Origin of the sequence: Mycoplasma sp. 1018B (assembly GCF_024582675.1) — a bacterium.
Taxonomy (GTDB): Bacteria; Bacillota_I; Bacilli_A; order Mycoplasmatales; family Metamycoplasmataceae; genus Mycoplasmopsis.
The window spans coordinates 279,137-302,403 of the sequence record NZ_CP102084.1; the positions used below are offsets into that span (position 1 = coordinate 279,137).

15 protein-coding genes and 1 pseudogene are annotated in these 23,267 nt (G+C 21.2%); 14 read left to right on the forward strand and 2 right to left on the reverse strand.

What is annotated here, in order from left to right:
- The first annotated feature begins 33 nt into the window (after window positions 1-33).
- The 11 genes and pseudogenes from mutM to NPA14_RS01130 all read left to right on the forward strand — a co-directional run bounded on the left by mutM (window position 34) and on the right by NPA14_RS01130 (window position 7,457).
- The gene (gene mutM / locus NPA14_RS01085) at window positions 34-864 is read left to right on the forward strand and encodes a DNA-formamidopyrimidine glycosylase (RefSeq protein WP_257076177.1); all 831 of its coding nucleotides are present in this window, start codon (window positions 34-36) and stop codon (window positions 862-864) included.
- 8 nt (window positions 865-872) lie between these two features.
- Entirely contained in the window at window positions 873-1,226 is a 354-nt protein-coding gene (locus NPA14_RS01090) for a Smr/MutS family protein (protein ID WP_257076178.1), read from the forward strand.
- Window position 1,227: 1 nt separating this feature from the next.
- Window positions 1,228-1,773 carry a 16S rRNA (guanine(966)-N(2))-methyltransferase RsmD gene (gene rsmD / locus NPA14_RS01095; protein ID WP_257076180.1) on the forward strand — a complete coding sequence of 182 codons (546 nt, stop codon included), beginning with the start codon at window positions 1,228-1,230 and terminating at the stop codon, window positions 1,771-1,773.
- A gap of 5 nt (window positions 1,774-1,778) precedes the next feature.
- Window positions 1,779-3,335: a hypothetical protein gene (locus NPA14_RS01100; protein WP_257076181.1), complete on the forward strand. Its 1,557-nt coding sequence runs from the start codon at window positions 1,779-1,781 to the stop codon at window positions 3,333-3,335.
- A gap of 6 nt (window positions 3,336-3,341) precedes the next feature.
- A complete protein-coding gene (locus NPA14_RS01105) occupies window positions 3,342-3,626 on the forward strand; it encodes a hypothetical protein (RefSeq protein WP_257076183.1) in 285 nt (94 codons plus the stop codon).
- Between the two features lie 5 nt (window positions 3,627-3,631).
- Window positions 3,632-4,513 (forward strand): restriction endonuclease subunit S, encoded by an 882-nt coding sequence (locus tag NPA14_RS01110; RefSeq protein WP_257076184.1) that lies wholly within the window; start codon window positions 3,632-3,634, stop codon window positions 4,511-4,513.
- A gap of 37 nt (window positions 4,514-4,550) precedes the next feature.
- Window positions 4,551-4,856, forward strand: a complete 306-nt coding sequence (locus NPA14_RS01115; RefSeq protein ID WP_306428730.1) for a restriction endonuclease subunit S — start codon at window positions 4,551-4,553, stop codon at window positions 4,854-4,856.
- A 14-nt stretch (window positions 4,857-4,870) separates the two neighbouring features.
- Window positions 4,871-5,164 carry a restriction endonuclease subunit S gene (locus NPA14_RS01120; RefSeq protein WP_257076185.1) on the forward strand — a complete coding sequence of 98 codons (294 nt, stop codon included), beginning with the start codon at window positions 4,871-4,873 and terminating at the stop codon, window positions 5,162-5,164.
- 40 nt (window positions 5,165-5,204) lie between these two features.
- Window positions 5,205-5,513 carry a restriction endonuclease subunit S gene (locus tag NPA14_RS02925; RefSeq protein ID WP_373456865.1) on the forward strand — a complete coding sequence of 103 codons (309 nt, stop codon included), beginning with the start codon at window positions 5,205-5,207 and terminating at the stop codon, window positions 5,511-5,513.
- A gap of 120 nt (window positions 5,514-5,633) precedes the next feature.
- Window positions 5,634-7,219: pseudogene (locus NPA14_RS01125) on the forward strand (IS1634 family transposase).
- Window positions 7,220-7,277: 58 nt separating this feature from the next.
- Entirely contained in the window at window positions 7,278-7,457 is a 180-nt protein-coding gene (locus NPA14_RS01130; protein ID WP_257076186.1) for a hypothetical protein, read from the forward strand.
- A 217-nt stretch (window positions 7,458-7,674) separates the two neighbouring features.
- Here NPA14_RS01130 and NPA14_RS01135 read toward each other — a convergent pair whose 3' ends face one another.
- Window positions 7,675-14,196: an MGA_1079 family surface serine endopeptidase gene (locus NPA14_RS01135; protein WP_257076187.1), complete on the reverse strand. Its 6,522-nt coding sequence runs from the start codon at window positions 14,194-14,196 to the stop codon at window positions 7,675-7,677.
- A gap of 50 nt (window positions 14,197-14,246) precedes the next feature.
- The gene (locus NPA14_RS01140) at window positions 14,247-20,276 is read right to left on the reverse strand and encodes an MGA_1079 family surface serine endopeptidase (RefSeq protein ID WP_257076188.1); all 6,030 of its coding nucleotides are present in this window, start codon (window positions 20,274-20,276) and stop codon (window positions 14,247-14,249) included.
- A 597-nt stretch (window positions 20,277-20,873) separates the two neighbouring features.
- Here NPA14_RS01140 and def point away from each other — a divergent pair.
- From def to NPA14_RS01155, 3 genes are read left to right on the forward strand one after another with little or no spacing between them, the layout of a single operon-like run.
- On the forward strand, window positions 20,874-21,461 hold the full coding sequence (gene def / locus NPA14_RS01145) for a peptide deformylase (protein WP_257076189.1): 588 nt from the start codon (window positions 20,874-20,876) through the stop codon (window positions 21,459-21,461).
- Window positions 21,461-22,720 (forward strand): hypothetical protein, encoded by a 1,260-nt coding sequence (locus tag NPA14_RS01150; protein ID WP_257076190.1) that lies wholly within the window; start codon window positions 21,461-21,463, stop codon window positions 22,718-22,720. The genes def and NPA14_RS01150 overlap by 1 nt, the downstream gene beginning before the upstream one ends.
- Window positions 22,721-22,757: 37 nt before the next feature.
- On the forward strand, window positions 22,758-23,258 hold the full coding sequence (locus NPA14_RS01155; protein ID WP_257076192.1) for a dUTP diphosphatase: 501 nt from the start codon (window positions 22,758-22,760) through the stop codon (window positions 23,256-23,258).
- Window positions 23,259-23,267: the final 9 nt, after the last annotated feature.

A 23,267-nucleotide genomic window follows, 5' to 3' on the forward strand; every position in this document is an offset into this window, starting at 1 on the left:
TAAGTTATTTAAATAACTTATTATAATTAGTTTATGCCAGAAATGCCAGAAGTTATTACAGTTTGTAAAAATTTAAATGCTTTAATAGTTAATAAAACAATTAGTAAAGTAGAAATTTTTAAAGATAAAATGATACAAAATGTAACAGTAAATGAATTTATTAATAATTTAGAAGGAGAAACAATTTTAAGTATTACCAATTTTGGTAAACATATTATTTTTAATTTAACTAATGAAAAACATATTATTAGTCATTTAAGAATGACGGGTAAATATAATACTTATAAAAGAAGAAGAGAATTAGAAGCTCACGATTATGTAGTTTTTACTTTTAGTGATAATAGTGCTTTATTTTATAATGATTATCGTCAATTTGGAACTTTTCATTTTAAATATAGCAATGAACTTTTTAATACTTTACCTTTAAGTAAATTAGCGCAGGAACCAGCTAAATTAAATATTGATCAAACTTGAGAAAAAATCAAAAAACGTCGTATTAAAATTAAAACTTTACTATTAGATCAAAGTATAGTAGTAGGTATAGGTAATATTTATGCAAATGAAGCTTTATGAGATCAAAAAATTCATCCAGCAACCAATATTTGCAATTTAACTAAAAAAAAATTTAGACAAATTATTAAATCAGCTCAATTAATAATGGAAAAATCAACAGCTTTAGGTGGCTCATCAATACAGTCTTATACTTCTGTTGATGGTAAAAAAGGATTTTTTCAAAATTTTCTAAAAGTTCACGGTCATGAAAATGATCCTTGTGTTCGTTGTGGTTTTAAAATCATTAAGATTTTTCTAAATCAAAGAGGAACATATTTTTGCCCGGAATGTCAAAAAACAAGAGAAAATTAAAATCTAGTATGAAAATTGATAATTACCATCAAGCTCTAGATTTACACCATTTAAATCAAGCTCAAGCAGTAAGTCAAATATCTTTAGCTTTACTTGAAGCTAAAGAAACTAATAAAAATAAACTTTATATTATTACAGGTAAAGGCAAAAAGGTTTTGCAAAATACTTTGGATAATGTTTTATTAGAAAATAATTTAGAATATGCTCTTTATAATCAAGGTGGCGTTTATGAAATTCAAATACCTTCTAATAATAATCAAAAGCTTAATTTGAATATAGAAGATGCTTTTAATTTATGAAAAAATTTAGATCAAGAAAGTCAAGAAGATTTATTAAATTATATCGACGAGGAATTTAATTAGAATGTTAAGAGTTATTTCAGGTAAATATCGTTCGCGTATATTAGAACAACCACCATTAGAAATTACAAGAGCTACAATTGACCGTATTAAAGAGGCTATTTTTAATAGTATTCGTTTTAATTTAGAAAATAAAATTGTAGTTGATCTTTTTGCTGGAAGCGCCAATTTAGCAATTGAAGCATTAAGTAATAATGCACAAAAAGCTTATGCTGTTGATAATAATTTAATGGCTATTAAGTGTATAGAAAATAATAAAAAAAATTTAAATTTAACGAATTTAGAAATTATTTATTCTAATGCAGAAGATTTTTTAAATAAGATTGATTTTGAATGTGATTATTTTTTCTTAGATCCACCTTATAAAAATATAAATTTATTAAATAATGTTTTAAAAATAATTAATAATGCTAATTTATTAAGTCAAAACGGTTTAATTATTATTGAAACTGATAATGATAAAGAAATTATAATTCCTTCGAATTTACAAATTAAACGTAAAAAACAATATGGTAAAATTAACATAATTTATTTAGAAAAGAAAGAATAATAAAAATGAAAATAAAAAGAATATTATGCTTAGGAACTTGTATTATTAATGCGACTTTACCAATATTAATTGCTTCTTCTTGTATTCAGAAAAATGAAAACGAAAAAGATTCATCAAATAAAGATAATCACAAACAAACAAAAATTGAACAAACTGTTATTAATTTTAGCGATCCTTCTGGTAATGTTTTAAATACTTTTATTTTAAAAAATATTTCAAATAATTTATTAGAAGAAATTAAAGTTTTAGTACCACAAAATTATTTATTACCGCAAAGTGTTACCAATGAACAATTAAAAGTAAATGAAATTAATGATATTAAATTAATTCAAACAAAAGTATCTGATGAGTTATGAAATCAATATATTCAATTAAAAACTCAAATTGAGACTTTGCTTAAAGAAAATGAAAATAATCAAATAATTGCTAAAAGAATAAGTTATTTAAAAAGTTTGTTAAGTGATGCGCCAAGTGAAAATAAAGATTTAGAAGATATTAGAATTAGAAATTATCTTTTTTCTTTTCAAAGAGAATTAAATATTGATGATGATTTAATAAAACATTATCAAAATAAATTTAAACATTTAAATAATTTAACTTCGCAAATTTTAACTTTTTTAGACAGTTTATTAAATAAATTAACTGATAGTGAGAATAAAAATAATTTAAGTAATTTAAAGAATCTTTTGTTAAATTGAAAAGACTATAATTTAAATAGTCCTTATTGAGAAAACGAACTTAATTTTCTTTTTGGTAGTTTTGTAAATTTATTCAAATATTGATTTAATACTTTAGAACAAACCACAGAAACACAAACTAATATTAAACAATTCAATGAATATTTAAGTGGATTAAATGCTTTAACTTTAAGAATTATTAAAGCAGGCGATGAAAACGATCCTATTAATTTTAACCCTTATTTATTTAATGAATTATTTGAGAATATAATAAATTTTTGATCTAATGATTTATTAAATTTAGAAATTAAAACAATTAAAAATGAATTATCAACTTTTAATAATGTATTTGCTAATAAATTAGCATCTTTGAATAACGAATTTAATAGTAAAAAAGACTTTTACGCTGATAAATATTTACTTACTTTTAATGAATTTATTGATATCAAAGATCAAGATTTAAGAACTTTTAAAACATTGACTTCTATAATTAATAATCTAAATAATCAATATCTTAATTTAGTTGTTGAAATAGATAAATTAATTGCTAAATTTAGTTTATTAAATTTTTATAATCAAAAATTTGATCAAATAAGTTTTGATAATAAATATCAAGAATTAAAAAATCAATTAGCTAATTTAATAAATAAATTTAAAAATGATAATCTTAAAATCATTCATACAAATTTAATCAGTGAAATAAATAATGTTTACAATAATTATTTAGATAAAGATAATAAAAATGTACAAGAAAATCTTACTCAAATAAATGATATTTTGCAAAATCTTAAAAAGTTAAATTTAGAAGAAAATAACGCATTTGTTAATTTGGTAAATTTATTTAATAATTATTACGACGTGATTTTAAATATTTTAGAAAGTTAATAAATTATGAATTTATTTGATTTATTAAAAGAAAATAAAGAAAATAATCAAATTTTACATAAAAAATTATATGAAGTGACTATTTGGTCTAAAACTTTTAAAGATTTTGATAAAACAAAACAATTAAAAAATTTACAAAAATATTCTTATTTATCTGCAAAACAAATAGAAGAATTAAGTGATAATAATGGAAATATTAAATTATTAAATCAAGAATTAAAAGAAATTGTTGCCCATCAAGCTGTTTTACGTAACGAAATTGATAAAATCATCAATGAACTTGAAGGATAAAAGTAATGAAATTATTTGAAGAGTTATTAGGAAAAGAATTAAATTTAAATGAAAAAAAATTATCAGATATAGCTAATGTAATTGTAGGTGAATGTATTACTAGAAAAGAAATTTCTGAAAAGGGAAGTTTTCCCGTTATTAGTGGCGGGGTTAATCCATTAGGTTGATACAATAAATATAATTCTGATAGTTCAATAACAATTTCAAGAGCAGGAACAGCAGGATATATTGGGTTTGTTGAAACAAAATATTGATTAACAGATAAATGTTTCTCTGTATCACCTATAGATAAAAAAGAAATTAATACAAAATTTTTATTTTATTATTTGATAAGTCACAAAAGTAATATTGATAAAATAATAAAAAAAGGCACTGTAAATACTATTAGGATTTCTGATTTGAAAGAAATAAAAATAAAGTACCCAGAAATAAAGGTTCAAAACAAAATAGTTGAAATTCTTGACAAATTTACCGAGTATTCGACGGAACTGAAGGCGGAACTGAAGGCAAGGGACGAGCAATATAAATTTTATAGAGACAAATTGTTCTTAAACAACAATTTGTCTACAAATTCTAATTTTATTTCATACAAATTAGAAGACATTTTAATCAGTCTAAAAACAGGTTTAAATCCTAGGGATCACTTTAAATTAAACACTGAAAATGCCAATAATTTTTATTTAACAATAAAAGAAATAATAAGTGGAAAAATTGTGTTTAATGAAAAAACAGATTTAATTAATGATGAAGCAATGTTAAAAATACAAAGTAGATCAAATTTAGAAAAAGATGATATTTTATTATCAAGTATAGGAACTTTAGGAAAGGTTGCTATTGTAGATATCCCCATTAACAATTGAAATTGCAGTGAATCAATTTTTTATTAAAACCCAATAAACAAATAGTTGTTCCTAAGTTTTTATATTACATTTTATCAAGTTCAAAAAGTCAAGAATACATTGAAAAAATTCATCAGGTACTGCTTTAAAGGGTATAAGAAAGGATATTTTAAAAGAATTAGAAGTGAAAATACCTTCTTTAAAAACTCAAGAGAAAATAGTCAAAGTTCTTGATAATTTCGAATTGATTTGTAAAGATTTACACATTGGTCTTCCTGCTGAAAAAGTAAAAAGACAAGAGCAATACGAGTACTATCGCGATGCAATTTTCAAATACCTTGAAACCGGAATTATAGATAATAAAGGTATTGGAGAGAGAGAGAGCAGCTAATTAAATTTCTTCTTTTGATTTTTGAAAATATCAAAGTAACTTTTTCTGATATTGCATTATTAGAAAGAGGCACGAGAATAACCAAAAAAGATCTTACTGCTAATGGTTATAATGTTAAAAGTGGTGGAATTAATTACTTAGGTAAATATTCTACTTTTAATAGAGAAGCAAATCAAATTGTTATAGCAGAATTTGGTACTGCGGGATTAGTTCAATGAGAAAAAGAAAAATTTTGAGCAAATGATGTATGTTTAACTTTAAAATTTAAAATTAAAAATATAAATCAAAAATACATTTTTATTTTTTAGTTTCTATTCAAAAAATATTTTTGCCAATAACATAAAAGCAATTCCAGAAAAAATTAATAAGGATTATATAAGCAATTTAAAAATTAATTTGCCTTCATTAGAAATACAAAACAAAATAGTAAATATTTTAGATAATTTTGAAGCTATTTGTAAAGATTTAAATATCGGTTTACCCGCAGAAATAGATAAAAGAGAACAACAATATGAATTTTATTTAAATAAGATATTTGATTATTTTCAAAAAATTAATCTTTTCATATTCAAAAAACAAATTTTTGTACTTTTCCCGTGTTTCCCACTTAAGTCCTATTTGGACTTTTTATTAATTTATTTATATATTTATTATTAAATATATAAATATTTTATAGTCTATTAGTCTATTTTATTATATAATTAAAATATGAAAAATAAAAATATATTAGATCGTAAATGAATTGTTGGTAAATCTAAAAGACCTAATGGAACTTATTTACAAATTGGTTATCATAACCATGGTGCAAATTCCTATGGAGCCAGATTTAGCATTGGATTTCTTGAAAAATATCAAGAGTATAATGAAAATGCATTGGAAATAATAAAAGATATAGTAAGTAAATTTTCTATAACAGCTACAAAAGAAGAAATTATTGATGAAATTAATAAAAATTAAAAAACTCTTCTCAAGTAAAAATGAATTTATTGAAAAATATAAAGGCTATGAAATAATAGAGAAATTGATTGATTATTTTGATATTTTCAATGATTGCAAAGTGACAAAATCTGTAAGTCTTACAACAACAGTAAAACAAATGATTTTCCAAAGAATTAAAGATCCTAAAAGTATTTTGGGAACATGCAATGAAATGAAAGAGCATAATTTAAAAACTTTCAGTAAAAACTCTTTTTATCGTGCTTTAGAATATATATCTGATAATAGAAACGAAATATTAAAAATATTAATGCTAAATTAATGAATGATTTTAAAAGAAATGTTGAAGTTATTTGATTTGATTCAACGACTACATATTTTGAAACTTTTGCTAGAAATGGTATGAAAATGCCTGGTTATTCTAAAGATGGTAAATTCAAAGAAGATCAAATAGTTATAGGTATGGCAACTGATATTAACGGTATTCCACTTTATTATAAAGTATTTCCGGGTAATACAACTGATTCATCTTCTTTTATACCTTTTATAGTGGAATTAGCCAAAATTTATAATATTAAAAAAGTTACAATTGTAGCTGATAGAGGCATGTGAACTAATGCAAATATTCGTTTTCTAGAAGATAAAAATTTTTATTACATTATTTCCTATCGTTTAAAATCAGCTACAAAGGACTTTAAAAACTTTGTCTTAAATCAAGATAATTATGAAACAAATAGTGAAGGCTTACGTTATAAAACGCGTGAAGTTGATTCACTCTTTAAAAAACTAGATTTAACGGACATACTAGAAAACAAATTATCACTTATAGTGATAAAAGAGCCAAAAAAGATTTTGAGGATCGTAAAATTCTCATTGATAATTTCTATAAAAAAGCTACAAATGGTGTAGTTAATTACACAGATTTAGTTGGTTCAAAAAAATGTAGATTTTATAAAGCAAGCAATAAAAATGGTTACTACTTATTAGACCATGAAAAAATCGAAAAAGACCAACAATTTGACGGTTATTACGTTTACGAAACTAATAGATTAGATTTAAGTGAAAAAGATGTGATTAATCTTTATACAAGACAATGACAAATAGAAGAAAATTTTAGAACATTAAAAGGTACACTTGAATTAAGACCGATTTATTTACAAACTTGAAAACATATTGAAGGTTATATTTGTTTATGTTTTTTAGCTTTAGTACTTTTGAAATTTTTAGTTTACCAAATAAATTATTCAACAGGTTTAGAAGATAAAAATAAATTTACAATAAATAAAATTGTTAAAATAATTCAGAATGTTAAAGTTTTAGAACATTATTCAGAAGAAACTTTAATAAAAAGCATTAAAATAAAAAATGCAAGTATAGATGAACATTGATCTAATTATGAAATCATTAAAAAAATGTTAAATATTTAAAAATTACGAAAAACAAATAGCGTTAACGTAAACGATATTTGTTTTTTTAGTCTACTAAGTGGGAAACGCAGGTAATTTGCCTTCATTAGAAATACAAAACAAAATAGTAAATATTTTAGATAATTTTGAAGCTATTTGTAAAGATTTAAATATCGGTTTACCCGCAGAAATAGATAAAAGAGAACAACAATATGAATTTTATTTAAATAAGATATTTGATTATTTTCAAAAAAATTAATCTTTTCATATTCAAAAAACAAATTTTTGTACTTTTTAATTTTTAAATAAATTATTTCTAGTCAAATATATTAAAAATACACATTTTAAAACTAAAATGTGTATTTTTAATAATTTAAATATTTAATTTAACAGTAAATTTTCTAAAAAATTTATTTAAATTTATGAAATTAATATTGTTTGGTATTGTAATTTAATTTATTTTTTAATATTAATAATTAATTTTTGTGTAATTGTTTAGGATTAAATACTCATTCAGGTATTTCAATTGTACTGTCTCAAGCACTTAATTTTAAAAAAGTTGAAGCAAGAGAATTTTTATTAGCTAATTTATATAGTTGTTCAATATTAGGAGCAAAACCAAATCAATTAAATTTTTCATATTTATTTTTATCTTTATTTCAAGCTACAGAATAATTGTAATATGAAGTAGAAAAATTATAGAATGATGCAGCATTTAAACTAGTAATATAATTACCTCTATCATCTACTACTCCCGTACCACTTAAACCGCCTCTAAAGAATATTGGAGCATAACTAGTTTCTACAGAAGTTCTTTGATAACTTTCTCTTGCTATTCCTATAGTACTATCATTATAAATATAACCAATTTGTTTATAACCAGGAAAACCTGTCATTAAACGATTAGTTGAAAAATTCAATTTATTTTCAAAACTAGGTTTTTTATTAACAGCTTTATGCATTTCTAAAAAGTAAGTAATATTATCTTTATTGTAATCGCTTATGCCTAAATTTGGTAATTTTTTCAGATTTTCAAATCATAAAGCAGCACTAAATTTACCTTGTTTTTTAAGATTATTAATAATATTATTAACATCAATCATGTAAGTAGATAAATCAGGTAAAACAGCTAATTTATTTTTACTATCAACATGTATTTCGCCGTCATTATTATATTGTTTATATCCTGTTCAGAAAGTAAAAATTGGTGTAGAAGTAGCATTTTCATTGTCTACGCCTTTTTGATCATCAGCCGAAATAACATGTTTATTAGTTCCATTTAAAGTGAAATTAGCATTTGTTTTTCAGGCATTTTCTCAAGGTGTTTCAATTGTATTATTGTTATTAACCACATGATTATTAGTAATAAAGTAATATTTGCCATCTTTTTCATCTTTATTAACTTTACCAAGCATTAAAGAAGAACCATTATTAAAGGCTAAAACTCGATTATTAACATCTTTAATTCTTTGATCTTTATAACTTAAATGCATAAATTCAACTGAAGGTTTATATCCTTCGTGTCATTTATAAATTAAATTTTCATTAGGGTTATATTTAAATAATTCACCATGATTATAGCCTTCATTATAAATATAAAAAGGCATATTCTCAGGAGTTATACTTAAATTTTGATAATCAAATTTGTTGCTTTGATATTTACTAAAAATTTCATTTTCAATTTCATTTTGGTATTGAATGTTAACATTAGTTCCAAAATTTTGATTAAAATAAATTGCTTTATTTTTATCGAATTTAACTTCTGGTAAAGTTTTTTGATGATAATAAAGAGTTTCAGCTATATTATTTGCAACTATTAAATAATCATTATCATCATCTAATTTATAACTAAAATGAATACCTTCTTCATTTAAAGTAAAACTTAAAGTAAAATCAATTTTAATATTATTAACGCTTTGAGTTTCTTTTTTAAAAATAAGAGTTTTTTGTTTTACTAATTCATTTCAATCTAAAGTAATATTTAAATTTTGTTTAGAATCTAAAACTCTGTTATAACGATTTTCATCTAAATATAAAATATTGGTAAAAAATTCAAAATTAATTTTAGCATTAGTTACTTTATTTTGTTTTAATAATGGTTCATAATAATCTTTTTTAAATAATCATGTTATTTCTTTTTTATTTTTGCTTAAATCAAAATAATTATCTTTGTAATTTAATTTAATTTTTCTTTGTCTTAAAATTTTACCATTTGCTAAAAAGACTTTTTTCATATTATGTTGAACAGTTAAAAAGTTTAAAATTTGTTCATCAGTCAAATTATCATCTGTTCAATCACTAAAATGTCCAATTTCATATCATGTATCACCTAAAATATTTTTAGTACTATTGGCATATTGTGGAAAAATATATTTTGAATATTTTAGTCTGATAAAAATTCTATTTTTAATATTTTTTACTTCAGCTATTTCTAAATTATTTCAATTAGGTAATTTTCAATTGTTATAATCAATTTCTGCAATAGTAAAATAATCATTATCAATTTTTTTATTAGTATTAAAATAACTAATTAAACTAGAAGTATTTTGTTTTTTAAGTGTTTCACTTTTAAATTTAAAATTTTGCAAAGTAATTTTATTAATAAGAGCTTCAGGATAAGCTTCTAATTGATAATCATTATAAAGATTTTCCAAAACAATTTCTTTATTAGAACTATATCTTAAATTGTTATTTGTTTTATTAATAAAGCCTAATTTAAAAGTTAAACTATTAGCTTTTGAAGACTTAACATCATAATAATAAACATAATAATCTCTTAATAAATTATTAATATTAACATTATTTACTGAATCAGTATTGTTTTTAAGCAAATCATGTTGTTTTTGTGAACTATTGTTATTAATCATTGTCAATAAATGATTCAATTGAGCATAAGCTTTTTGTTCAACTAATAATTTAGGATCTAAAGTTCTTCTGGTTCTTAAATCTTTTTCATTATTCGGTGAACCTTGCACGAAATTATAAATAAAATTAGTACTATTGATTTTATTTATTTCATTAATAATATTTTCTTCTGGTTTTGTATATTTAGTATCATCATTAAAATCATCAACATTAAATCATTTATTTTCAGGATAAAAATCACTATGTTCTCTGGTTTTAAAATATTTTAGAGTATAACCTAATGTACTAATGCCTGTATATTGACCATTTTCAAATAAACCAAATTGTACAATTGTTTCACCTTTAGCATCATCAAAGTGATTTACTGGCCTAATAGGGGAACCTAAAGTAGTTTGATCTTTAGTTAAAAATTTTATTTGATAACGTCCATTAGAAGGTAATTCATAAAAATCATTTAAATTATCATAAATTTTTGAAGCTAAATAATTTTGGTGCGTATCATTTTCTTTTTTAAATTTAACTTGTGATAATATTTTGGAAATATTATTTCCTGAAATTAAATTTACAAAGAAAGCATCTTCTAGTTGATGGATATCATAGTTAAAATTATTAAAAATTAAAGGGAAATAAACTACTTGATCATTTTTAGTTAATTTTAATAATAACTTAATTAAATTATTTGGTTGAACATAAAAGTAATTAAATTTGTCATTTTCATTATTTAAATAACTAACTACTTCTTCTATTTTTCAACCATTTAATTCAAAATCAAAACTTTTTAGAACTATTTCTTTAAATAATTCTTTATTAATAGCATCATTTTGGTTTAAAGTAGCATTTCTACCTTCTATTATCACATCTTTATATTTATCATTAGTATTTTTAATTTCTTTTGCAGTATTATTTATGTATGTTAATAAAAATTCATCAGTTTTATTGTTATTAAATTTAGCATTAGTTAAATAATATTGACTAGGTTTATATGTGACATTAAAATCATCATTAATTAAATAAGTATATAAATAATTACCGCCAAAATAATCGTGCTGATTTCTATTGTCTGCAGTTTTGAAATTACTAAAACTTCTAATAGTTTTACCATTTAATTTAACATCAACAACTAAATTTCATTTTAAAACAAAAACTTTAGCATTTTTTTCTTGACGATTAACATCTCTAACTTTTTTTTCTACTTGACTAATATCATTTTTTGATTTTTGTCAATTAATTTCATAATCAAATAAATTATTTAATTTTTCTACTTTTTTACTAAAAGCACTATTTAACAAATTAGTTTTATTTCTTAAATCATTTCCTGCTAAAGAATTTAAAAAAGCATAATCTACATCATATAATTCTTCAATTGAGTTAAAACTTAAACCATTAGTTAAAGAAGTTACATCATTTTTAAAAGTAAATGTTCTTTGTTCTTCTTTAGTATAATCACCCTTTTGAGCTACTAAAGTTAAACTAATTTGATTTAAATTATTATCATCTATTTTGATATTTTTAATTTTTAAATTTATTTCTTTATCATTTGCTAAATTTAAAAAATAAGGAGCGTTTTGTTCTGAAATACTAGTTGAATAAAGTTTAATATTTAAATCTTGATTAATTAAAGGATTTTCAGTAATTGTATAAGATGCTAAAAAAGTATCCACACTATTTTGATTTTCAAAAGCTTGTTTATTTTTAAATCCTGAAATAGTAACTTTTTTAACATTTGAAGATATTTTTTGTCCATAAAAATTTTCTATAAAAATTTGATATTCAAAACTTATACTATTTGTTTTTAAATCATGAGTAAGATTTTTTAACTCTTCATTTTGATAATTATTATTTGTTGTAATTTGAATTTTTTCTAATTTAGCTTCTTCGGTAAAAGTATTTTCTTTATTAGGATAATCAAAAGTAAAATTAGTTTTATTTAATTTTTCTTTTTCATTAGTTATTAATTGCTCTAAAGATAAACCTTGTTTAAATCCAGATATTTCTTTAGTTAAAATATCACTAATTATTTCAGCATTTAAATTAGTTTTTAAACTTTTTAAACGATATTGTAAAGTTACTTTAGCTTCTTGATTAACTTGTTCAATTATTTTTGGTTCGACTAATTTTATTTGATCATTAGAATTAGTTGTAAACTGTTCTGCTTTAGCATCTAATGCATAAGTTTGATTTTTATTAGGATAATTAAAGTCAAAATTATTAGCATTTAAACGTTTTAATTCTTCATTTATAGCCTCATGATTAGCATTATCGTTAGTTTTAAAACCAAACATTATTGCTGATCAAATATCACTTTTAATTAACATCTGTTCTACTTGTGTAGATAATTGATATTTAATTTCTAAAGAACCAATATCATCATTAGCTTTAATTTCTTTAATTTGAATGTAAATATTTTTTTGTTGAGGATTAAATAAAGCTACTAAATCATTTTGCAAAACATTTGAAGCTTTAAAATCTTTAAAATTGCCCTTGCAATATAAAAAGATTTTAGAAACTTGTTTATCTTGAGCTATTTGATTCAACATTAGTTTATATTGATTTTGTAATTTTTCTAAATTATTAAAATCATTTAATTCAATAACATGAATATTTGAAGAAACATTTTCTAAGTTATTTTTTAAAGAAAGAAGTTTATAAGCAACTTTTAAAGTTCCTTTAGTATCATTTTTTTCTTCTATATTTATAATTTGCAATTCAAAGTCATTATTTTGAGAATTGAAAATAAATTTATCTGTTTGTACTTGCGAAGGTAATGTTTGTGCTTTATTTTGATAATCAAGATTTAAAGTATTTATTAAATGATTTAATCTATTTTTTTCATCATGTAATTCTTTTTGTTTTTGTTCTTGATTATATTTTTCTAAGGATTTAAAATTTTCAATAGTAAAATATTTAACATTTTCTAAAGTTTGTTTTAAATAAGAAACGCTTAAAGTATAAGTTAATTTGACTTGATTTAAAGTATCGTTTTGTTCTATAAATTCTATGTTAGAAATTTTAATGTTATCATCAAGATTTTTTTCATAAATTAAATTATCTAATTGTGCTTGTGAAGCTAAAATATTACTTTTATTGACATAATCAAAACTAATTTCTAAGTTATTTAATTTTTCTTTAAGTTCTTTTATTTTTTTATCATTGCGTTTATTAATGTTATCAAAAATATTTAAATTAATAGTTCTAGTATTAGATGTTACTTTTTGTAAATTTTCTTTTGTACTTTGTATTTGAATTTCTAGATCTAATGAACCATTTTGATCATTAATATTTTTAATAGCTAAAATTTTTAAATTAGCTTGATCTAAAGTATTAATTAACGAAAAAGAATCTTTTTGATTTTCTGAAGGTAAAATTTCTTGAGCATTATTATAAGTTAATTCAAGATTATTTAAAAGCTCATCTAAACGTTCTTTTTCTTTATTTATTAATTCTTTAGTATTTTGATCATTTTTTGTTTGTAAATTATTGATTGTAAAATGTTTTTTAACTTGATACTTTTCATTATTAACTAATTTTTCTAAAGTATATTCAATTATTAATTGACCAGTTGTATCATTTGCTTGTAAAATGTTTAAATTAGTAATTGTTAAAGTTGAATCTAATTCTTTAAGATTATTTTTAATTTGTTCAATTTGAACATTTGAAGCTAAAATATTTGAATCATCCAATGAAAAAGTAACATTAATATTATTTAATGTTTCTTTAATTTGCATTTCATCACTTTGATTGTTTTCTTTATTATTCTTTTGTTCATCAACAAAAGTTAAATTAGTTAATTGCGCAATTCTTACTAAACTAGTGTAAGTTTGTTTTTTATAATTAAAAGTTAAATTATAAGTAAAGTTAATTACTCCATTGGCTTTATCAATTTGTCCTATTTGTAAATTGATCACTTTCATTTGATATTGATTATCTAAAATTGAATATTCAATTAAATTAGGATCAATTTTATCATTAATAATTTCGTCTTGCTGATAATTAAAATTGATTTTTGTTTGTGCAAAAATTAATGAACTATCAATTTTTTCTTCATTTTCATTAGTACAACTACTTGCTAAAACAATGAATGATAAGGAAGACAAACTAAGCAAGGAAAAATATTTTTTAAATTTTAATTTCATAGTCAAACCTTATTTATAGTTATTTTTATTGTGTACAAATTTAATTAAAATTATTTTTTATTGCGACCTTGAATATCTTTTGCATTGTAAATTCATTCAGGTATTTTAATACTTGGATCATAAGCATTTAATTTCATAATATTAGCTGCTAAAGAATTTTTATTTGCCATATTTCAAATTTCTTCTTTATTATCAACATAGCCAAAAAAGTTGTATTTATTAAAGGCTTTTTCACTTTGATTTCATAAATTTTGCTGATCAATAAAAGCTACTCCATAATAATAATGAGCAGCACTATTAACAGCACCAACAAAATTATTTTTATCATCCACTATTCCAGTACCACTAGATCCCCCTCTTATTAAAATTGGCGTATAACTAACAGTATTTGAAAATCTTTGATAAAACTCACGATTTTCTAAAATAGGATTTCTATTAACAATATAACCTATTTGCATCGAAGCAGGAAAACCAGTAATATAACGATGAGTAGAAATAATTAATCTATTTTTAAATCTAGCCACATTATTAATGTTATTAACATTATTTGCTTCTTGTACACTATTAATAAAGTAGAAAATATTATCTTTATTAGTATCATGTAAATTTACATCATCTAATAAAAGCATTCTTTCTAAATTTTTAGCAGGACTAAAGCGTCCTTGTTTTTTACTATTTTCAATAGCTTGCTTAATATCTAAAATAAATACAGTTAAATCCACATCTAATTTATTTAAATTAGTATTATTTTCACGATATTGTTTAAAACCAGTTCAAAAAATTAAAGAATCAACGTTAGTAACATTATCAAAGGTGTAAATAAATTGTTCAGCATCAGCAGAATAAGTTTCTTTAAAAGGATTAGCTTGTGTAAATCTAATGCCTTGTGTTCAAGCTTGTTTAGTTGGATCATCAACAGTATTATTGTTATTAACCACATGATTATTTGTTACAAAATAATATTTGCCATCATTAGGATCATCACTCACTTTAGCTAACATCATAGCTGAACCGCCACTTAAGCCTCCATTTCTCGAACCTATTCTTAAAGCTAAAGAACGATCATTATAATTTTTCATTCTTTGATCATCATAACTTAGATGCATTATTTCAATTGGTAGTTTATAACCTTCATGTCATTTATAAAGTAAAGTTTCATTGGGGTTGTATTTGAACATTTCACCATGATTATAAGCTTCATTATAAATGTAAAAAGGCATATTTTCGTGTGTAATTGTTAAATTTTGATAATCAAATTTATTACTTTGATATTCGCTAAAAATTTCATTAGCAACATTATTTTCATATTCAATAGTTACTGAAGTTCCATAATTACTATTAAAATAAACTGCTTTATTAGGATCAAATTTTTCATTTGGTACTTGATCATAATTAAATCTATATAAAGTTTCTGCAAAATTATTTCCAACTATTTTATATTGTTTAATGTCATTATCTATTAATTTATAAGTAAAATAAATACCATTTTCTTGTAATTCAAAACTTAATTCAAAATTAGCTTGTTGATTATTAACTAAATCTGTTTGTCCATATTTAATAATTTTTTTCTTATTAACTAATTCATCTCAATTTATTTCTACATCTAAACCTTTATCAAAACGTGCAATCCGATTAATACGATCTTGGTCTAAATAAAGTAAATTAGTGAAAAAATGAAAATAAATTTTTGCATTTTGTTGTTCTCTATCAAGTAATAAAGCTTGATAATATTCTTTTTTAAATAATCAAGTAACTTGATCTTGTTTTTTATTAATATCAAAAATAAGATCTTTGTAATTTAGATTAATTCTTCTTTGTCTTAAAATGCGATTATCATCAGCTAAAAAGATTTTTTTCATATCTTCTTTAACATCTAGATAACGATAAATAGATTCAATAACTTCTTTGCTATTAGGTAATAATTCTTGATTTTTAAATCCTTTTAATTCATATCAAATATCACCACTTATTGTAGGTCTGCTACTTAAAAGTTCAAAATTTTTATATTGTAATTTAACAAATACTCTTGTTGCATTGCCATTATTTAAAATTCTAAAATCCGAAATTTCCACATTATTAACATTAGGCATTTTAAAGTTATTATAAGCTACATCTTTAACTCTAACAATATTATGATTATTCAAAGTTTTATTTCTAAAACTTATTGCAAATTCTGTAGTAGTAATTTTACTTAAAGCCTCATAATTAATAATTAAATCATCATAAGTAAGATTATTAATTCAAGCATAAGGATATGCATTTAATTCATAATCATTGTAAAGATTTTTTAAATGTATAGTTTGCGGTGTTGCATATCTTTCTAATGGATTATTTTTTCTAATAAAACCTAATTTAAAAGTTAATTCAGTTTTGCTAGGACTTTGAACATCATAATAATAAATAAAATAATCTCTTAATAAAGTAGAAACATTTTGATTATGTTTAGGATCATTTTCTTGACTTATTTGTATAAATTGCACTAAATTATCATTGTTATTGACAATGTTTAAAAGTGAATTTAATTTTGAATAAGCTTTTTGTTCAACAATAATTGAAGGATTAAGAGTACGTCCAGTTCTTGAACCAGGATTAGAACCATTATATGATGCTTGTACAAAATTATAGTTAAAATTACGACTATTTAATTTATTGATTAAATCTTTGGTTGTTTGATTAGGTTGAGTATATTGTTGATTTACAAAGTCATTTTCACTAAATCAATTATTTTTAGGTAAGTGATAATTAAAATCAATTTTTTGAAAATTTCTTAAAGTAAAGACTTTATTAGTTTTTAAATTAGTAAATTCACCATTTTTAAATAAACCTACTTGTACAATAGCAGTACCATCATAAAGATTGTATAAAATATTATTTATTCTATGTGCTTGAGTTGAATCTAAAAATCTTAATTCATATTCACCAAAAGAAGGTAATTTATAAATTTGATTTAATTTATCATAAATTTGATCTGCGTAATAATATTCATGTGTTTTATCTGCTTGAATTTGAGTATTTAATCAAATATTTTCAAAATCTGAATTTTGGATTCAACTAATATATTGATATAGTTGTGTACTTTGATCATCAACAAATAAATTATTAATAAATATTGGATAAATTATTTCTTGATCTTCTTTAGTAAATTTAACTAACATTTTGAAATTATTATTATCTTGTTGTACGAAGAAATTGAATTTATTATCTGTATTATTATTTTTAACTAAAGGTAAAACTTCTTCTAAAATCCAATCATTTGTTTCAAATTCAAAAGTATTTAACAATATTTCTTTCATTAATTGACGATTTAACGTATCATCAACATTTAAAGTTTCAAAAGTGATATTTTTGTATTGGGGACTTTGAATTTTAATTTGATTAATTAATTTAACTAAATAATCTTTAACATATCAAGTTTGATTATTTTTAAGATCTTCAATAAAAGTTTGTTTAGGTTTATATGTAATATTGGTTTGCTCTTTTTGAATAAAAGTATAAATATGTTTTTTATTGAAAAAAGAATTAGCTAAAGTAAAGTTACCCGCAAGTAATTCAGCATTACTTATTTGATCATCAAGTAAAAGATTAGTAAATGATTTAATTAAATATTTATTTAAATAAAGATCAATAGTTAAATTTCATCTTGCCTCTTTGACATTAACTTGCACAATTTCATTATTAGTATTTCTGATATTTTTATTTTCTTCAATTATTTCAAATTTAGATTTATCTCAATTAATTTGATAATCATATAAATGATTTATTTTAGCAGTTTTTTTAATAAAAGCTTTATTTAAAATTTCTCTTTGATTATTTAAATTTTTACCTGATAATCAATTTAATAAATCTCAATCAATAGTATATAACTCTTCTATTTTAGAAATATTTAAATCTTTTATTCGTTCATTAAAATCATTTTCAAAATTAATCGTAAATTTTTTTGAAACTTCATATTCATCTTTTGAAGCAACTAAATCTAAATTTAATTGATTTAAATTGTTTGTATCAATATTTAAATTTTTTATTTTTAAATTTACATTGTCTTGATTTGTAAGGTTTAAATAAAATGAAGCATTATCTAAATTAATACTTGTTGCGTATAATTTGATATTAAAAGCATTTAAATCTTCTTGTTTAGTTTTTAGATCGTATTCATTAAGATATTGATTTAAATATGCTTTGGTTAAAGTTTCTTTTTTATTTAAAAAACCTTTTATAGTTACTGTTTTTAAATCAGAAATGATTTTATGACCATAATAATCATCTCTAATTAAACGATATTGAAAAATTAAATTATTGTTTTGTTCATCTTTAACAACATTTTCAAATTCACTAAGATAAAAATCTTCTAAATCTTTACTTAAATTATTTTTTTGATAAATATTGTCTATATTTGCTTCTTCTATAAAAGTATTATTCTTATCGTGATAATCAAACATTAAATCAAAATCATTAGCTTTTTTAGTTAAATTAATAACTAAATCTTCTAAAGATAAACCTTGTTTAAAATTAGTCAATTCTGTTGTATAACTTTGAGAAATTAAATTTTCTAAATTTTCTTTAGTACTTTGCAATTTGTAACTAAAAGTTATTGCTCCAAGACGATTATTTTTTCTTAAAATATTTAAATCAATAATTTTTAAATCTTCTAAATTAGTGGCAAAAAGTTGATCCTTAGTTGTATCAATAGCATAAATTTGTTCTTTATTTGCATAATCAAAACTAATTTTTTGTTGGTTTAATCTTGTTAATTCTTGATTAATTTGTTCTTGTAAAATTTCTTGATTAGTTAAAAAGTTATATAGATAAAATTGATGATTTTTTGAATTAACTTTAATTAAATTATCTTCATAAATTAAACGATAGGTAATTTCTAATTGACCTATTTGATCATCACTATTTAAAGTAATTATTTCAATTTTAGTGTTATTAAAAGTTGGAATTAAATTAGTTAATATATCTTCTTTATTAATAGATGAAGCTTTAATTTTTTCAATATTTTTATTAATTGCAAAAACTTTATTAATTTGATTATCAAGAGCAATATTATTAAGTTCTTGAATTTTATTTTCTTTCAATTGTTCTAAAGTAAGAAAATTGGAAAAAGTTAAATCTTTTTCTGCTGAAAATATTTCTTCAAAATTATTTTTTAAACTTTGTAGTTGAATATTCAAAGTTATTTTACCCATATTGTTATCATAATTTTGAATGTTTTTAATAATTAATTTGGCTTGTGAATCAATTTGATTTGCTCAATAAAAATTATTAATTTGTGCTAATGACGCTAGTGTTTTTTCTGAATTAGTATATGACAAAACAATATTATTTAACAATTGATTTAAGCGATGTTTTTCATCTTGTTTTAATTTATTCTTAGATATAAAACCATCTAATATAAATTCTTTTTCTTCGGAATTAATAATAACATTTTGTTTTTGAGTTTGTAATTTATAAGCTAATTTTACATAACCATCTTCATTATTAATTTCTTTAATGACTAATTCAACTATATTGAGATTGTTTTTTATTTCGTTTGGCAAATCATTTTTTAATTTAGTTAAATCAAATTGATTTACAGTTTCTTGTTCTTTATTTTCATAAATAAAATTAATATTAAAATTATTTAATTGTTTGATTAAATTATTAATTTCTTCTTTACTTAAAGTATTTTCAATAACACTAACTGCTGGAATTTCTTCTGATGGTAGATCTTCTTTTTTTATTTCTTTTAAAAAATCAGTTAATTTATATGTATATTTTTTACTTTGATATTTTCGATTTTTATAATCAAATTCTAAAGAATAATTGAACAAAATAGTTCCGTTAGCATTATCAATGTTAACAATATTAAAAGAAACAATTTTGATATTATATGAATTATTTGAAAATTCAATTTTTAAATTTTCTTTTGCAAAATCTTTTGCTTGAGTGTTTTCTTTGTTTGTATAAGCAAAATTAATTTTTAAATCATTAAAAATTTTTTCACTATCAAACATTTGTTCTTTGTTATTAAAACAACTAGTTGCTATTAAAGTTAATGATAAAGAAGAACTAAGTAGTAGTGTTTTTTTAATTTTATTCATAATTACTCCTTTTTTTAATTTAAAGCATAAAAAATTATAAATATTATACTTATAATATTTATTTAATCTTAGTAATTTATATTAAAATATTAAAAATTAAATAATTATCAAATAATTTTTTAACTATTTTATAGTCTAATTAGTAAAAATTATAAATATTATTTTATTTTATATATTTTATAATTAATTTACTTATTAAAATAAACTTATAATCTAGTAGTATCATTATAGAAGATTCAAAAGATTATTAAGTTTTATATTAGTATAATTTCTAATTTTATTATCAATAAAAATAATTTTTTATTCTTTTAATTAGTTTAATATTTTGATTAATTGTTTTTAAATTTATTAAATTTAAAATAAAAAATAGAAAAATTGTAAATGATGAAATTATAAAAAATATAAATTATTAATGAAAACAATAGTTAAAAATAAACATAAAATTTATTATAAAATTTTTTAAAAATGAAAATTGAATGATTTAAATAAGAAAATTAATTTTATTTAAATCTTTGAAAATTTAATATTTTTACTTTTAAAAAATAATCTTTTTGTTTAATTATTTTTTTATTTTGTTTTAGTTGTTAAAATAATTGTATGAATTTTAAAATAGATTTAGTTAAATTACCAGCCAAAATTTTAAGACAAAAATCACAAGAAGTTAAATTACCTTTGAGCGAAGAAGATGATTTATTGGCTCAAAAAATGATTTGACACGTTGATATTAGTCAAACTGAAAATAAAAAATATAATTTTCAACCTGCAGTTGGAGTTGCTGCCATTCAATACGGCATACCTAAGAGAATGTTTTACATTAATGGAGCTAATTTTATTAAAAATTCTGCAATTCCACAAAAAATATTAAAAGATGTTTTAATAAATCCTTTTATAATTTCTACTTCAGAATCATCAATAGCTTTAGAACAAGGCGAAGGATGTTTATCTGTTGGTTCTAATATTAAAGAACAAGATGGTTTTGTTCATAGAAAAAGTAGAATTTTAGCAAAAGCTTATTCATATACACAAAAAAAAGAAATAACTTTGGATTTGAGCGGATATTTAGCAATTGTTTTTCAGCACGAATATGATCATTTGGAAGGAAAATTATTTGTTGATCATTTAAATCTTAAAGATCCTTGAAAAATTCAAAATAATTGTCGTTATATTGAGACAGAGGAGGCTTAATGTTTATAACCGAATGAATAAATAAATATTTTAATTTTAATCAAAATAATTATTTTTGATATATTCCTTTAATTTTTATAGCATTAACTATTTTAATAGCTTTTATAATTGGTTTTAAAAAAGGTTTTTGAAAATCAATCGGTTCTTTAATTGTTTCCACAATTAGTTGAATTGCTTCCTTGCCTTTAGCATTAATAATTTTTAAATTAATTCAACACTCTATTGTTTCTAAATTTTTTGAAGAAACAATTGGTATTGATGATATTTCTTATAATGAAATAACTACTATTTTAAAACCATTAATTTTAAGCTTACTTATAGTAATTGTTTATATTATTATTTGATTATTATTTTCTTTGATATTCTCTATAATTGCTAAATTAACAAGAATAAAAAAATTATTAACAAGACAAATAAAACCTAGAAAAAGAATCATTTCTCGTTTTTCAGGTGGATTAATTAAAGTTGTATCAACTACTCCATTTTTAGTTTATGCTACAAATGTTTTGGGGTTTGCTACAGGAAATAATTTTGTTGATACAGTAAATAATAAATTTTTTAATGTGGCAACTTTTAATCAAGCAAAAGGTATTTCAGATTATTTACCAGGTATTTTAATTGGTGCAGAATTAGCTACTCAAGAAGAAGCAAGAAATAATTTTACTAATTTTTTTGCTGCTTTAACTGATAGTAAAAACTTTATGATAGAAAATAAAGTTTTTGATGAAAACATTAGCAACATAACTTTAGATAAACAAGAATATAGAATTCAAATTGATCCATTCCAAAGTAAAATAACTGAAACTAATTTTGATAAATATTTAGAAGGCATTAAAAACGCGATTGAAAAATTAACTATTTTTGCTTCTAAAAACGAATCAACAGACATTTTTAGAGTTTTACTTTATAGTACTATTGAATATATAGATAAAGATCAAATTAAACAAAATATTAGTAATTCTACTAAATTTCTTAATTTATTAAAAATAGATCTAAGTCAAATTAGTTTTACTTATAAACACAATCTTGATCCTAAAGTTGAAAATATAACACAATCATTATGAATGTTTACAGAAGATCAACAAAAAGCTATTAAAGAAACATTTTTAAATGTTTTTGGTTATCGTGAAGTAGGAATTCCTAAAAAAGAAGATGGTAATATTAATAGCAAAAGCGATGAAGAAAAATATATGTATGTTCTTAATGAAATTATTGATAATGTATTTTTTGCCAAAGAATTACAAAATGAAAACAAATAAAAAGGGTATAATTCCCTTTTTTATTTATAATATTATTATGAATTTAAAAAATATTTTTGCAATGCAAAAAGAACTAGATCAAAAAATTGCACAAAGAAAAGATTTAGCACTTAATAAAATCAAAACAAATAATAAACATCAACAAATGATGTTAGCTACTTTGATTGAAATTGCTGAATTTGTTAATGAAGTACAATCATTTAAATATTGAAAAAAACATAAATATGTTGATAAAGACAAAATTTTAGAAGAATTTGCCGATGTTTTACATTTTCTTGGATCCTTAGGTTATAAATATCATGTAGATGAAGAAATTGAACCATTAATTGTAAATTCAAAAAATATTAATGAACAATTTACCTTATTATTTTCTGCGGTAACTAAAGCAATGTCTCATACTAATAAATACAATATAAGTGAAATTTTTGCTTTAGTTTTAGGAAGTGCAAAATTACTTAATTATAGCGAAAAAGAAATTTTAGAAGCTTATGAGAAAAAAAATTTAAAAAATCATCAACGAATAATTGATAATTATTAAATTAATTTT